General features: G+C 45.7%; 14 protein-coding genes. 6 read left to right on the forward strand and 8 right to left on the reverse strand.

Annotated elements, in window-relative coordinates; all coding sequences use genetic code 11:
- Positions 1-281: 281 nt before the first annotated feature.
- Complete coding sequence (locus QT974_RS19390) at positions 282-902, reverse strand: histidine phosphatase family protein (RefSeq protein WP_333470062.1); 621 nt, start codon at positions 900-902, stop codon at positions 282-284.
- Between the two features lie 55 nt (positions 903-957).
- Between QT974_RS19390 and QT974_RS19395 the strand changes: the two genes are divergently transcribed.
- On the forward strand, positions 958-1,422 hold the full coding sequence (locus tag QT974_RS19395) for a hypothetical protein (RefSeq protein WP_333470063.1): 465 nt from the start codon (positions 958-960) through the stop codon (positions 1,420-1,422).
- A 148-nt stretch (positions 1,423-1,570) separates the two neighbouring features.
- On the opposite strand, the gene QT974_RS19400 is transcribed toward QT974_RS19395, so the two are convergent.
- Positions 1,571-1,897 carry a hypothetical protein gene (locus QT974_RS19400; protein WP_333470064.1) on the reverse strand — a complete coding sequence of 109 codons (327 nt, stop codon included), beginning with the start codon at positions 1,895-1,897 and terminating at the stop codon, positions 1,571-1,573.
- Between the two features lie 528 nt (positions 1,898-2,425).
- Between QT974_RS19400 and QT974_RS19405 the strand changes: the two genes are divergently transcribed.
- The 3 genes from QT974_RS19405 (at position 2,426) to QT974_RS19415 (ending at position 5,105) form a co-directional block, all read left to right on the forward strand.
- Complete coding sequence (locus tag QT974_RS19405; RefSeq protein ID WP_333470065.1) at positions 2,426-3,265, forward strand: PHP domain-containing protein; 840 nt, start codon at positions 2,426-2,428, stop codon at positions 3,263-3,265.
- Between the two features lie 291 nt (positions 3,266-3,556).
- On the forward strand, positions 3,557-3,766 hold the full coding sequence (locus QT974_RS19410) for a CsbD family protein (RefSeq protein ID WP_333470066.1): 210 nt from the start codon (positions 3,557-3,559) through the stop codon (positions 3,764-3,766).
- A gap of 160 nt (positions 3,767-3,926) precedes the next feature.
- Complete coding sequence (locus tag QT974_RS19415) at positions 3,927-5,105, forward strand: leucine-rich repeat domain-containing protein (protein WP_333470067.1); 1,179 nt, start codon at positions 3,927-3,929, stop codon at positions 5,103-5,105.
- Between the two features lie 411 nt (positions 5,106-5,516).
- Here the strand turns inward: QT974_RS19415 and xseB are convergent, their stop codons facing one another.
- Together xseB and xseA are read right to left on the reverse strand one after the other, a co-directional pair.
- Positions 5,517-5,744: an exodeoxyribonuclease VII small subunit gene (gene xseB / locus QT974_RS19420; RefSeq protein ID WP_333470068.1), complete on the reverse strand. Its 228-nt coding sequence runs from the start codon at positions 5,742-5,744 to the stop codon at positions 5,517-5,519.
- A 5-nt stretch (positions 5,745-5,749) separates the two neighbouring features.
- Positions 5,750-6,910 carry an exodeoxyribonuclease VII large subunit gene (xseA, locus tag QT974_RS19425; protein ID WP_333470069.1) on the reverse strand — a complete coding sequence of 387 codons (1,161 nt, stop codon included), beginning with the start codon at positions 6,908-6,910 and terminating at the stop codon, positions 5,750-5,752.
- 128 nt (positions 6,911-7,038) lie between these two features.
- Here xseA and QT974_RS19430 point away from each other — a divergent pair, with 128 nt between their 5' ends.
- Positions 7,039-7,785 (forward strand): hypothetical protein, encoded by a 747-nt coding sequence (locus QT974_RS19430; protein ID WP_333470070.1) that lies wholly within the window; start codon positions 7,039-7,041, stop codon positions 7,783-7,785.
- A gap of 235 nt (positions 7,786-8,020) precedes the next feature.
- Here QT974_RS19430 and gmk read toward each other — a convergent pair whose 3' ends face one another.
- The 4 genes from gmk to QT974_RS19450 all read right to left on the reverse strand — a co-directional run bounded on the left by gmk (position 8,021) and on the right by QT974_RS19450 (position 12,941).
- A complete protein-coding gene (gmk, locus tag QT974_RS19435; RefSeq protein WP_333470071.1) occupies positions 8,021-8,584 on the reverse strand; it encodes a guanylate kinase in 564 nt (187 codons plus the stop codon).
- Positions 8,585-8,662: 78 nt separating this feature from the next.
- The gene (remA, locus tag QT974_RS19440; RefSeq protein ID WP_172193250.1) at positions 8,663-8,929 is read right to left on the reverse strand and encodes an extracellular matrix/biofilm regulator RemA; all 267 of its coding nucleotides are present in this window, start codon (positions 8,927-8,929) and stop codon (positions 8,663-8,665) included.
- Between the two features lie 693 nt (positions 8,930-9,622).
- Positions 9,623-11,725 (reverse strand): M3 family metallopeptidase, encoded by a 2,103-nt coding sequence (locus QT974_RS19445; protein ID WP_333470072.1) that lies wholly within the window; start codon positions 11,723-11,725, stop codon positions 9,623-9,625.
- A gap of 385 nt (positions 11,726-12,110) precedes the next feature.
- On the reverse strand, positions 12,111-12,941 hold the full coding sequence (locus QT974_RS19450; RefSeq protein WP_333470073.1) for a hypothetical protein: 831 nt from the start codon (positions 12,939-12,941) through the stop codon (positions 12,111-12,113).
- A gap of 461 nt (positions 12,942-13,402) precedes the next feature.
- On the opposite strand from QT974_RS19450, the gene QT974_RS19455 reads away from it, so the two are divergent.
- Positions 13,403-13,537, forward strand: a complete 135-nt coding sequence (locus tag QT974_RS19455) for a hypothetical protein (protein ID WP_333470074.1) — start codon at positions 13,403-13,405, stop codon at positions 13,535-13,537.
- The last annotated feature ends 174 nt before the right edge of the window (positions 13,538-13,711 follow it).

Raw genomic sequence — 13,711 nt, forward strand, 5'->3', positions numbered from 1 at the left:
TTTACTACCGAAATGCTATAGCCCATACGAATATATTTGCAAAAATGAGATGCACCCGATCGATTCTGGCTTCTAAACAATCTTTCCACCTTTTTCTTCTCTCTTGCTTAGTGTCTGCACTATCGCTCACAATAATTTTGCAGTCATAAATTTGCTGGAAAATTATACATTATCACTTTAGATAGCAAGACTCAACGATTTTTTTTATCGTGCTGCGAAGGAGACAAAGGAAGAGGAAAGCAAGAGTTCGCGAAAAATTCGGCAAGGATTGCTACACATTCTTAAAATCCGCCAATTCGTCCAACTATTTTGATTTTACCTTGTGGATCGCTTTTGAGAATCACAGCTTCGCCGCTTTGGGGAACAATATTTGTAATCGCTGTAATATTGACTTGATGAGTTACCATAATAACCGCGCCTTTTGTGTTGCGGTTGTCAACAATTAATTTGCGCACTGTTGCTGTTTGTCGGGCTTCTTGGCTGCTGTCGCTAAAGAACGAGTTCAGTTCTCTTAATGGCTCGACTTTGCCTAAATTTATTAGTTTTGCTGTTTCCAGACACCGACACCACTGACTTGATAAAACTCTGGCAATTTTGATGTTGCGGTTGCGAAATTCGGCTCCAATTTGCTGGGCTTGGGTTCTTCCCTGGGCTGATAAGTTGCGCTGGGTTGAACAGTCGCTCAATTTAAAGTTAGCAGGATCTCCGGTTCCTGGGGCGATCGCGTGTCGCATTGCCACCACCAACCCTGTCTCGCCCCGCTGCAACAATTGCCATCCGGCTTGAGTCTGGGCGTTGGTTGCTGCGTCAGAAGTTGCAGTTGCATTCCCCGCGCCGATCGACAATACTAAAGCTAGCGAGCCGAAAAACCATTGACCGTTGAGGTAAATTTGCGCAGCCATTGTTCCAGAACCTAGAAATTATCTTATCATATTCTAATACAACAAATATTACTCTATGGAACTCACCAATTTTATTGCTTTGTCTGTGATTGTTGTGGCTGCGCTGGGGATTGGCTTGGGAACAATGACTTGGGCTTACTCGGGTAAGGGCAGCATTTCGGTACTGTTTAAAGAACCTATTTTAAACTCGCCTTCCTTTCCAGCTACTGACAGCGGTAGGAAAGCTGCGGCTTATTTCCAAGCTGGAATTGAGGCTTATCAGTCGGGAAATTACCGCCAAGCCCAAGATGATTTTACTAGCGCTATAGAACAGGTTGGAACGGCAGAAGCTTACCACAATCGCGGTTTGATTTTTGCGAATTTGCGATCGGACGGCGAGGCGGTGGCAGATTTGCTCCGTGCGAGCGAATTGTACCAACAGCAGGGGAATGTCCGTGCGATCGATACGATTAAAGAAAATCTTGCAGGTTTGAAGCAGCGCAAATTAGAACGAGAAAAACAAAAAGCTGTAGCGACTTAAATTTATTAGGTTGGGCGAGTAAAACGAAACCCAACCTGCTTTTGTCTGACAACTAGGTTTAGCCATCGAATGTATTGGTGACCAACCGAGTTTATTTACACAATCATTATGAAAGTTGAACATCAAGATTTAAATTGGTCGCGAAAGGCTAAATATTTCTGGTATCTTCGATTGTGTTGATTTGAGCAATCAGCATTTCTCGGGTAGAGGCGACAACTCGATAATTGGTAATTGGATCGTAAGCTTCCCACTCTTGAGTTACTTCGCTGTCTTGCCACAAAAACCATTCTCGATAAAGTTCGCCGTCATCAATGTCGCCGCACAAACCTAGCCAATCATCTCCTTCCAGGCTGTCAAAGTCTCCTCCTACTAAGTCAATCCAAGCTGCAACAATACAAGAGTCGATAGCATTTTGATTGACGGTGACTGTGTTAGACTTAACGGAAGTTTCGGGAAAGCAAAGTGTGGATTTCATACGCTGTACCTGAATGTTATGTTATTAATTTATAAAAAATTTCTCAAGGTTAGCGATCGCACAATGCCGCTATCTCAACCTCCACAGTTCCCACCTCGAAAAATCTTGAAAACAAAAGCGCTAAAGTGTTTGTCCTCTATGACTTTAGGGGGATTTTAATTAATCCGCGGCAGAGGCTGATTTTAGCCAATTTGCCAACTGGCACAGCAGAAAGCCCGCGCGTGCGAAGCTATCCCTCTTCGTGAATCGCCCGAATATTATTTCTGGCAAAGGCGATCGGGCGAGCAGCGCAGACAGCGCAACTGCCAATGATATACTTGGTAGCTTGCGGAGTTTCAGTACAGTTTTTGTGATAAGATTTATAGGGACAGATGTTGCAGATACACAGCAAAGTCAAGCAAAAAAAGTTTGAGCCGTACCAATCCTGAATATCCCAAGTATTGAAATATCGCTGGTGCTTCCCAAATTGCGAGAATATCCGATTGATAGAGTTCGCTAAGTAGTAGATAAGTAGTTAATTAGATCAAAATGCTAGAACTCCACTGTCACACAACTTATTCCGATGGAACTCTCACCCCAGCCGAACTTGTAGCAGCGGCCGCATCTTCGGGGGTTCGCGCTTTGGCTGTCACGGATCATGATACGATTTCGGGTTGGGATGAAGCCTTCACTGCTGCTGCTTTGCACGGTATAGAAATAGTCCCCGGGCTTGAACTCAGTACCGTCCACAACGGCAGATCGTTGCACATTTTAGGTTTTTATCCAGACCCAAATAAATTGCAAATTCCTTTGAATGCTCGCGTGGAAGGACGGTTTAGGCGATCGCAAGAAATGGTAGAAAAACTAGCAGCAATGGGATATCCGATCGAACTACCAAAAACATCATCCCCAGGAATGGCACCGGGAAGACCTCACATTGCTACCGCGCTGGTAAAAGCTGGTCACGCCAAATCATCGCGGGAAGCCTTCGACAGGTGGCTGGGAGACAACGGCCCCGCTTACGTGCATTACGAGAAATTCTCGATCGCCGAAGGCATCGATTTACTCAAGAGTTGCGGCGCAGTACCAGTCTGGGCTCACCCTTATTTATTTCGCGGCGGAGATGTTGAGTTCGTCTTGAAAGAATTAGTAGATGCTGGTTTAATGGGAGTTGAAGTATACCATCCCAGCCACAGTTCCAGCCAAATTCATAAGTTAAAACAATTGTGCCTTGATTACGGTTTGCTGATGACAGGTGGCAGCGATTATCACGGGCCAGAAATAGAAAGAAATGAAAGGAAAGGTGTTGAAACTACTCAATTGAATATGCTGCATATACCGTTAGAATTGCTCGAACCGATTAAAGTTGCAGCGGCGAGTTTAAAATAATAACTGTAGGGTGCGTCAGTTGAGCTCAGAGTAAATCGAAATAATCAAGTCATGCTGACGCACCCTACTAGGCATCGCGCAAAAGTCGAAAACAATCTGAAAATTATCTGCGTTTATCTGTGTGTATCTGCCATCATCTGCGGTTTATGTATCAATAAAATATTTAACAAGAGGTCTACTAAAAACTGATAGAAATAAAACCCAACATAAATTAATGTGAAGTTAGCGAGCAACTTCTGTTAAGCTAATGTTAGGGTGGTAGTAACGTTCAACTACTCAGTGGAGCTGATTATGAGTACAGAAGACAGAGCAAAGGCGATAGGCAAAAACATAGAAGGCAAAGCTCAGGAAATTTTCGGTAACATCACCGGCAACAAAAAAGACCAGGCTGAAGGTAAAGCAAAACAAGCAGAATCTGCCGCCCGCCACGCAGCAGAAGATATGAAAGATGCGGTGAAAAATCTGAGTAATAAGGCCAAAAGGGCGATCGACAAATTGTAAGCTTTCCCGCATCTAAATTGTATTTTTGGGGCGGGCTTTCTGGCCCACCCCACAAGAATTTTCATCAAAATTGAATATTTTTTGGCTCCGATCGGGAACCGCAAGATAATGTGCTAACAAGTTTTCCTCTCCTTAGGTATCAGAAAATTAGAGATACAAGATGATGACACCTAGAGTTGCACGCAAACACAGCAATTTACTGTATCAGTATCGCAAACAGGGTGTTGTAAAACTACAAAAGTTTATAGTAATTACTTGTTGTGCGATCGGTCTAGCATCATGTAGAAATCCATTTTCCGTGTTAGTCTCGGAACCGCAACCGGGAAAAAGTGGACGAACATTTGCTGATTGGTGTCTCGCGCGAGCAAATTTGGTTCCTGAAGCTAAACATACTGTTGACTTGCTGTTGGAGAAAGCAGAGACTACTGAGTGCGATGCTGCTAATCAAAAACTTTCGAGTCTCACGTTACTTAGGCTCAAGGAGAGTCACATTAGGGACATCAGACCGCTAGCATCCTTGACTAAACTGAAGGAGCTCGACCTCACCAACAATCAAATCAGCGACATCAAACCGCTAGCATCCTTGACTAAACTGACTACTCTAGTCCTCAAGGAAAATCAAATCAGCGACATCAAACCGCTAGCATCCTTGACTAACCTGGATTATCTCGACCTCAACAACAATCAAATCAAGGACATTAAACCGCTAGCATCCTTGACTAAACTGACTACTCTAGTCCTCAGCAACAATCAAAGCAGCGACATCAAACCGCTAGCATCTTTGACTAAACTGAAGAATCTCAGTCTCACCAACAATCAAATCAGCGACATCAAACCGCTAGCATCCTTGACTAACCTGACTGATATTGGCCTCAACCACAATCAAATCAACGACATCAAACCGCTAGCATCCTTGACTAAACTGACCGATATCTACCTCAACAACAATACAATCAGCGACATCAAACCGCTAGCATCTTTGACTAACCTGACCAATCGGCTCGTCCTCAGCAACAATCAAATCAGCGACATCAAACCGCTAGCATCCTTGACTAACCTGAAGGATCTCGACCTCAGCAACAATCAAATCAGCGACATCAAACCGCTAGCATCCTTGACTAAACTGACTATTCTAAACCTCAGCGATAATCTTCTCAGGGACATCAAACCGCTAGCATCTTTGACTCACCTTGATACACTCTACCTCGAAAACAATCAAATCAGCGACATCAAACCGCTAGCATCTTTGACTAAACTAAGTTTGCTCTTCCTCAGAGGAAATCAGATCGCTCCCAAAACTTGTCCTCTCAAGCCAGATTCTATCTGTGATTGGAATTAGGAACGCAACAGAGTATAAATTCTCAAACTTGACAATGACACCCGATCGCATTTAAACATTTGACTTACGATCGCACCTTTAACCCGAGTGCAAAACACAACTGACAAATACACCTAAACTCTGCTTAAAAACCAGGAACAAGTGAAGTTAAATTTTCCTTGTTACGTTGCAAATAATGTCGATGTTGATTCAGCGTTGGGTGTGGGGCGGGTCTCTGAGATTTTGGATTTTTCCTGAACGATTCGGTTGAACCCGCGCCTACAGAAATTATGGTCAATTCACGCCTACATGATATGATGATTTCAACAGTCCTCTTGAGAGGACTTTCGCTATGAGACAGGGAATTAATTCCCTGTCGGACTTTCGGTTTTACCCGCTATTTCACCTACATTTATCCCCCTCAACCTGCGCTTAAAAATCCGGTTCTGCGGCTAAAAGCTCGATCGCCAAATCCATCTGTTCCTTCCCCCGCGCCAGAAAACCTTCGCACTCCTGCAAACACTCGACAGCTACCGCAAACTGCTCGAAAACCTCTTCTAGAGGCAACTCTCCCGACTCCACCCGATCGATAATCGCCTCAATGCGATCGACCGTTTCCTCATAATTCCAGCCAGACTGACGCAACTGCGACTTAACCATAACATTTATTCAGCATCCAAAACTTCCACAATTTTAACCTTCAGCACACCGCGACTCAACCTCACAGTCAACTCCTGGCCCAACACTAAACCCTCAGTTTGGCGGACAATCGTACCGTCACTTTGGATTACCGCCGCATAACCCCTTTCCAAAACCGCCGCCGGATTTAGGGCGGCTAACTTTTCTTGCAATACTTCCAGTTTACCAGTTGCTTGCCGCAAAGTTCGCGAGGTCGCAGGCAACTGTTTTAAGCGGTTTTGCAACTGTTGCAAATGCTGTTCTTCCTGCTGAAATCTTGCCCTCACAACACTTGCTAAATTCAGCATTCTCTGCTTGTGTTTCCAGTAAATATCTGCCAAGATTGGTACGGCTTGAGCAGCCGCCGCCGTCGGAGTATGGGCTCGTTTATCTGCTACTAAATCTGCCAGAGATTCGTCTCTTTCGTGGCCGATGCCTGTAATAATTGGGATTGTGCAATTGGCGATCGCCCTGACAACTCTTTCATCGTTAAAACAAGCCAAATCCTCCGCAGCACCGCCGCCCCGGGCTAAAATTATGACATCAGCCCTACCGTCAAATTCTACACGCGCGATCGCCCTAACAATCGCAGCAGCCGCCAAATCCCCCTGCACTCCTGTCGGCGACAGCAACACCTGCAAACCCGGATATCTCTGCGCTAACGTGCGCTGAATATCCCCCCACGCAGCGCCAGTATCCGATGTCACCACCGCCACAATCTGCGGGTGTGCGGGAATCGCGCGCTTTCTGGCGGGATCGAAGAAACCCTCAGCTTCCAAGCGAGCTCGCAATTGCTGCGACCGCAAAGCCTCCAATCCTTCCCCACCCGGTAGCGATTGTACAACTGTCAACTGGTACTCGCCGCGATTTTTGTACACCCGGATGCTTCCCAAAACCAGCAATTGCTCACCTTTTACGGGCAACTTCAATAATTTTTGGCGCTGCGAATTCCACACCACGCAGCGAATTGCAGCGCTTTTGTCGGTGTCGCACAGAGTGAAAAAGCAGCCGCTGGGGTGCTGCGAAACGTTCGATACCTCGCCGATCAGCCAAACTGATTGCAGGTGGCGATCGCCCTCCAGCAACTCTTGCAGGTATGATGTTAGTCCGCCCACCGATAACGTTGTGTCAGGGAAAATTGAATTCATTAAACAATTTGTAGATTTTAGATTTGAGATTTGAGATTTAGGCTACTATATCTAAGGTATTTATTTGTAGGTCTATCCTCTGCGAGGGCTTCTCTACCGGCGAAGGTAAATTAACAGCAAACAAACTAATGATATCAGATGTCATGACTTCGATGAATGTGCTGCGCCAAGAGGCTGCGGCGATCGGCATTACTGATGCCGAAGCCAGAAAATATGGCGATCTCAGACACAAAAGAACTTGGTCTTTGGCGATCGAACATCACCTCTCGATGCAAGATTTTGCCGATCGCGAAGCCCTCGAAGAAGATCGCGCAGCATCCGATTCTGACAGCGCACTCAGCCACTATCAGACTGAAGAGTCTAAAGACTACGGCATTCAGCTAACGGCGAACCTGGGTGAATCTGGATTCAAAACACAGAACAAAACAGCATCTCCGGCTTCGTCGCAACAGCCAGGAATGGCGATCGGGCGATCGCACAATAATTCCGATTACCGCACCAACCAAAACCGAGGTTTTAAACAAGTAGTTCAAAACCACATTAAAGCCTTAACAATTGCCTCAGCCTCCCGCACTCTTCAGATCGATTCACAACTGAACAATTGGGTTTGTCCTGAGTGCAGCCCGGAGGGCGAATCGGGTTGTCACCTGTGCGCCGGATCGGGCAATGTCAGCGACATTGCAGCTATTGGTTGGACACTCGCTTATATGGAAATGTTGGGATGTTCTGCTCGCGAAATTGAACCGCTCCGGAAAATTTCGCCTGCGTCCGAAACTCTAGAATTGAACTTAAAATCTTGTGTTGCTATCAAGAAAAGTACCGAAGTTTTAGCGCGCACAGAGAAATGGGTAACTCAGTTGACAGTTGACAGTTGACAGTTGACAGTTGACTTGGAATTAAGATGATTGAATTAATTAATAGTCTGATTTTAATTTTTACCTACAATGGTTCCGGCTTTAAACCAAGTTTTGCTGGTAGTTGGCAATTCGTAATTGGTAATATAGCGGTTCTCATAAAAGTGAGGTATGCGTTATGCCCTATGCCCTATGCCCTATGCCCTATCGTACCTCATCTTTCTGAGAAAGGCTATAATATCAAATCATCATCCCCTCATTTCCTGTCGCTGACAAACAATACAGATTCCAGCCCTTTTAAAGCAACTTCCAAATCGTCATTGACTACTTGGAAATCGAATTCACCCGCAGCTTCAATTTCCTCTTTAGCGCGCAGCAACCGACGGGCGATCGCACTTTCGGAATCTTGACCCCGACTCCGCAGCCTGCGCTCCAATTCTTCCCAAGAAGGAGGTAAAATAAACAGTCGCAAAGCTTCAGGAAACTTATTTCTAATTTGTCTCGCCCCTTCGAGTTCAATTTCCAGGATTACCCATTTTCCCTCGCCGATTCCCTGTTTGAGAGCAAAATACGGAGTACCGTAAAAATTGCCAGCAAACTCGGCCCATTCGGCTAACTCGCCAGCCTCAACCATTTCCTCAAAACGGCTGCGGCTGACAAAATAGTAGTGTTGTCCCTCAATTTCTCCCTCACGGGGCTTACGAGTTGTCACTGATACCGAAAGATACAATTCGGGATGGCGGTTGAGGAGCGATCGCAGTAAGGTGCCTTTCCCCACACCGCTAGGCCCCGTCAGAACAATTAATTTACCGGATTTCATTTTTAGAAGAGAAACCTGTCACAATTCAAGTTTTCGCTTACTCTATACTGTAAGTGCTCAAATTGCAACTGACAAACCTCAGTCATCCCGACCTTGACCGTCTTTGCCGATCGCAAAACGATTAGCCACCGTTTCCGGCTGAATCGCCGAGAGGATGACGTGACTCGAATCTGTAATAATTACCGCTCTCGTGCGGCGCCCGTAAGTAGCATCAACCAGTTGTCCCCGCTCCCGCGCATCAGTAATTATGCGCTTAATAGGCGCTGACTCAGGACTGACAATCGCAATCACTCGGTTAGCCGACACTATATTACCAAAACCGATATTAATTAATTGAATATCCATGAATATCTCAATGTATAGGTGAACGACTAAATATCACTTCTTACTTATTATTATCATATGTACAAGTATTTTTTGAAACGATTTTAAAATTATTTATCACTAAATTATTTCGTTTTTACTTGCATTTTTTTCGAGTTTTTGAACTCGACGCCGCCCCTCTTTATCAAAACTTTAAAAAACTAGGGTTGTTCGTGGCTCTAGATTAAAGATTCGGTAAAATCTTAGATCGATCCTTGCAAATAAAAGCATTAGATGTATTCAGAAAACATGACGGTAAGTATTGCGAAATATAACGCTATTTTCAGGTCTCTGCCAAGCTAAGTACAATCACTGATAAATGACTGCAAATATTCGCCGATTGCAGTTGATACTGACAGTATCGATACAGATGCTGCTTTGATGAGCTTTCAACCTAAGCTGACACCGCTCGGCCCCACACCACCGTCAATTTTTGATATAAATATTGGGGATAATGTGTAATATCAATTCCGGTTGTACCGTCAGGTGATTTAACCGCTCTTGACGCTCTTGACACAGAGAGAGAAGAGAGATGAATGATTCTGATGCTTGACGGAATTGATATAAATCAAAGGACTCGCATTCGCAACCATCGAACCTGGGAATTCAGCAAAAAAAAACCTGGATTAATGCTGACAAATTTCACTGCATTAATCCAGGTTTTTTCACAGTTAATTAAGCCGCTGCTAAACCGCTGTGTCTCAACAAAGCTTTGGTGCTAGGTTCGCGTCCCCGGAATGTTTTAAACACTTCCATCGGGTGCAAACTGCCACCCAATCCTAACACTGTATCCCGGAAGCGTTTACCTGTAGAGGCGATCGCACTTTCATCTTCCAAACCCGCTTCCTCAAATGCCGCAAAAGCATCAGCACTGAGCACTTCCGCCCATTTGTAGCTGTAATAGCCCGCCGCGTAACCGCCCGCAAAGATGTGTCCGAAAGCGCACAAAAATGCGTCTTCTTCCAGAGGAGGTAAAACAGTTGTAGTTTTAGCGATGCGGTTGCGCACGTCGGCCACAGTTTCGCTGCTTCCCGATCGATAACGGTGGTGCAGTTCGATGTCAACACGGCTAAAATGTACTTGTCTGAGCATAACACTGCCGCTCATGTAGTGGCGCGCTGCTAGCAGCTTTTGGTAATAGTGTTCCGGCAAACTTTCCCCTGTTTCGTAATGCTTAGCCATCCCGAACAAAGTCGCCCTATCGTAACACCAATTTTCCATAAATTGACTGGGCAATTCCACCGCATCCCACTCAACATTATTGATACCTGAAGCACCAGGATAGTCTACCGTTGTTAGCATATGCTGCAAACCGTGGCCGAATTCGTGAAACAAAGTTTCTACTTCCAAGAAAGTCATTAAACTCGGTTTTCCGTCAACCGGTGGGCTTTGGTTGCACACCAAATACGCCACAGGTAAGCGCGTTGTTGTCTTGGACGCTTCCACGAATTTAGCGCGCACCACGCACTCGTCCATCCAAGCACCGCCGCGCTTTTCTTCCGGGCGGCTGTACGCATCTAAATAGAAATTGGCGATCGCATTTCCGGCTTCATCATCTATTCTAAAATAGCGCACGTCTTTGTGCCAGACAGGAGCTTGACCGTCCGTCGCCGTTACCGTCACGCCGAACAGCCGCTTTACTAATCCAAATAACCCCTCCAATACCTGCGGCAAAGCAAAATAAGGGCGCAATTCTTCGGCACTAAAAGCAAACTTTTCTTCCCGCTGCCTTTCCGACCAAAAACCAATATCCCAGTGCTTCAAATCCCCAGCTTCCGGCGCGCCTTTGCTGCTAGCAAAAGCTTTCAATTCTTCTAAATCTTTGACAGCAGCATCGTAGCTAGCCAAGCGCAATTCTTCTAACAAAGCTTCCACTGCTGTAACGTTAGGAGCCATTTTGCTCGCCAAGCTCAATTCGGCATAACTGCTAAATCCGAGCAAAGCAGCTTTTTCGTGGCGCAGTGTTAAAATGCGATCGGTCAAAGGCCAGTTATTCAATTCTCCGCTGCTGGCTCTGCCGATAAAAGCTTTGTACAACTTTTCGCGCAAGTCGCGGCGAGTGCTGTGCTGCATGAAAGGGCCGTAACTCGGGAAGTCTAAAGTAATCCGCCAAGGGCCGTTTTCGGCATCCGCATTTTCGGCGCCGGCGCTGCGAGCGGCTTGAGCGGCTAAACTCAACAAACTCGGCGGTAAACCGTCAATTTCGTCTTTGTTTGTGACGCTGAGGCTGAAAGCTTTGGTAGCGTCGAGGACGTGATTGGAAAATAGGGTAGTAATTTCGGCTAATTCTAATTGAATCGCATTGAAACGCTCTTTTTGCTCGCCTTCTAAACCGACGCCGGAGAGTTGGGCATCTCGGAGGGCGGCTTCGACAATTCGCTGTTGAGCTGACTCTAAGCTGTCCCAATTTTTGCTAGCCCGCAGCGCTTTAAAAGCTTCATAAAGCGGTTTGCTTTGACTGAGTTTGCTCCAAAATTTTACTACTTCCGGCTGTACTGTTTCGTGAGCCGATCGCAATTCCGGGCTATTTTTCACCCCCATCAAATGTCCGACAATGCTCCAGCTCCAATTTAAACGCTCTCCGAGCCGCTGCAAGGGTTCTACCAAGCCGCTCCAAGTCGGCTCGACAGAGGCTTCTAAGGCAGCTAACTCGGCTTCTAGTTCGGTCAGCAGTTGGGTAACGGCGGGGACTACGTGTTCGGGTGCGATCGCGTCAAACGGTGGCAATCCTTTGCCAGTTAGTAACGGGTTATCAGCAATAGTTACGGTTGCGGTCATTTAATTTTGTTGTAATAGGTTTAAAACAGGTGAACTAACCAGATTAGCTTTTAAATTTGTAACACAATTATCGAAAAAGTTCGACTCCACCCGGGAGAGGAAGAGAAGGGGAGAGGGGAAAAATCTGGGAGCATCTCATTTTCGCAAAAAGTATTTTTTTTACAGTGCGAGCTTAAGAGCTCGCACTACAAATGCCAAACTCAGATGCACCAGAAAATCTTCCTTCTGACTGATGACCAATGACTGCTGTTGACTGCTGTTCGGGAGCGGGGACAGCACTAATGACTGCTGTTTGCGAGCGGGGACGCTCGCGCTCGCACTAATGATTGCTGTTCGCGAGCGGGGACAGCACTAATGCCAACTGTCAACTGTCAACTGTCAACTGTCAACTGTTTTGTGTGTGCTGCAACTCCTTGACAACCGAGATTAAGCGCTTGAGATGAGGTTTGACAACTTCTTGCTGCTCGTGTTCCAAACGGTGGATTTGAGCTTGGACTACAGACAAATCTGGAGTCGATTGATGTGCGGGAGCTTGCAATTGGTTTTGCAAATTGGCGATGACTTTCTGGATTTCCAAAAATCGAGTATTTACTACTTCCCAGTCGTCTCGGGTGAGTGCAGTTTCTGCCAAGCCTTTCGTCGCGCTTTGCAGTTGTTCTATCGCCTGTTCCACAGCTTGAAGATTTGTCGGTTGGCCAACAGATAAATCTTGCAGTTGTACGCTCACCTGCTGGCGAACATCAAGGACAGCAGAAGCGACAATTTCTTGCAAAGAAGCTACCGACTCTCCCAAACTCAGCAACTGCCGCTCAATGTCGATAGACTCCTCAAAAGCTGCATTCCTAGGCAATGCAGCCATTTGCTGGCGCAGCGCTGCAATATCTGCTGACAATTGCTTGCGCAATTTAACAATTACCGTCACCGCCGTTTTTTCGACCTTATTTACAGACTTTTGAACTTGACTCAGTTCCAAAGTTTGATGCACCCGCGCTTGCTGCTCGAACCGATAGCGGTTAGCCACATTCAGCGACAAAGCCAAAGTTAGCGGAGCCACCCCGTAAAAAGCTTGACCCGACACAGCCACCGCCAGTGAACCCACACCAGAGGCTGCCAGAGAGGCGTACTCTGCCAGCTCCAGCCAGTGCCTTTGAGGAAAACTTTGCCTCAAGTGGTTTCTAGCAGAGGGGTTTGGCTTGCGTGCTACTCTTTGGGTCATAGTATTTTCTCGTTGTTGGTAAGGTTGCGAGACTGGGTGGAGCATTGATTTATATCCTGTTTTCAGTTATATGTTTTAGATTATTTCGGGGCACTCTTCTATTTTTACCTTATTGAGTATGTTAAGCATGACTGGCAGATTGTTATCTATTTGCTTGTGGTCTTGCTGTCGCCCTCAATTGGGGCTGTTAAAAGCTTAACCCCAAGGCGCCCTCTATTTTACAGGACGCGGGCGCGATCGCTTGCAGGGCGCGATCGACAATCGCTGCGGAGACCAACCAAACCATGCCTAATACTATTTTAGATTTGAGAGTTGAGATTTTAGATGAAAAATTTAAAAGATGTCACCTACTAAGGATAATCGCGGTTGGGAGCTTGTCAGCGAGTTGCATTTTTGTTCGCGCACTGGTAAAATTGATTTTTTATTAATTTCTCAGCTTAAATTTACTGCCAAAATTGACAATGAAATCAGAAAAACCCGCAATTGCCGATCGGCTAAAGTCTATTTTCAGTATCACAATTTTTATTATTCTCGTCCTAGCAGTCGGCTTTTTAAGCGTGAATTTTATTTCAGCTCTCTATGCAAAATTTGCTTAAAATTAGGACTTATCCCACGGGTGTCCAAAAACCGGGTTTTTTGCGAGAATATTTCATCGCAGCCACAATTAGGTAAAAACCCGGTTTCTTTAGTTGGCGGCACTTTAGCTACGCGAGATTAGACAAGAGTGCAAAAATCAGAGAAGGGCGTAGCATTTGGACATAAAATCTTAG

Origin of the sequence: Microcoleus sp. BM001215392, assembly GCF_036700185.1 — a bacterium.
GTDB lineage: Bacteria > Cyanobacteriota > Cyanobacteriia > Cyanobacteriales > Microcoleaceae > Microcoleus.

Bases quoted from the DNA above. Each gene is read 5' to 3' on its own strand.
- QT974_RS19405 (WP_333470065.1), top strand. From the start codon at position 2,426: ATGCTAGAACTCCACTGTCACACAACTTATTCCGATGGAACTCTCACC.
- QT974_RS19445 (WP_333470072.1), bottom strand. From the start codon at position 11,725: ATGACCGCAACCGTAACTATTGCTGATAACCCGTTACTAACTGGCAAA.
- QT974_RS19455 (WP_333470074.1), top strand. From the start codon at position 13,403: ATGAAATCAGAAAAACCCGCAATTGCCGATCGGCTAAAGTCTATTTTC.
- QT974_RS19395 (WP_333470063.1), top strand. From the start codon at position 958: ATGGAACTCACCAATTTTATTGCTTTGTCTGTGATTGTTGTGGCTGCG.
- gmk (WP_333470071.1), bottom strand. From the start codon at position 8,584: ATGAAATCCGGTAAATTAATTGTTCTGACGGGGCCTAGCGGTGTGGGG.
- xseB (WP_333470068.1), bottom strand. From the start codon at position 5,744: ATGGTTAAGTCGCAGTTGCGTCAGTCTGGCTGGAATTATGAGGAAACG.
- QT974_RS19430 (WP_333470070.1), top strand. From the start codon at position 7,039: ATGATATCAGATGTCATGACTTCGATGAATGTGCTGCGCCAAGAGGCT.
- QT974_RS19415 (WP_333470067.1), top strand. From the start codon at position 3,927: ATGATGACACCTAGAGTTGCACGCAAACACAGCAATTTACTGTATCAG.
- QT974_RS19390 (WP_333470062.1), bottom strand. From the start codon at position 902: ATGGCTGCGCAAATTTACCTCAACGGTCAATGGTTTTTCGGCTCGCTA.
- remA (WP_172193250.1), bottom strand. From the start codon at position 8,929: ATGGATATTCAATTAATTAATATCGGTTTTGGTAATATAGTGTCGGCT.
- QT974_RS19450 (WP_333470073.1), bottom strand. From the start codon at position 12,941: ATGACCCAAAGAGTAGCACGCAAGCCAAACCCCTCTGCTAGAAACCAC.
- QT974_RS19410 (WP_333470066.1), top strand. From the start codon at position 3,557: ATGAGTACAGAAGACAGAGCAAAGGCGATAGGCAAAAACATAGAAGGC.
- xseA (WP_333470069.1), bottom strand. From the start codon at position 6,910: ATGAATTCAATTTTCCCTGACACAACGTTATCGGTGGGCGGACTAACA.
- QT974_RS19400 (WP_333470064.1), bottom strand. From the start codon at position 1,897: ATGAAATCCACACTTTGCTTTCCCGAAACTTCCGTTAAGTCTAACACA.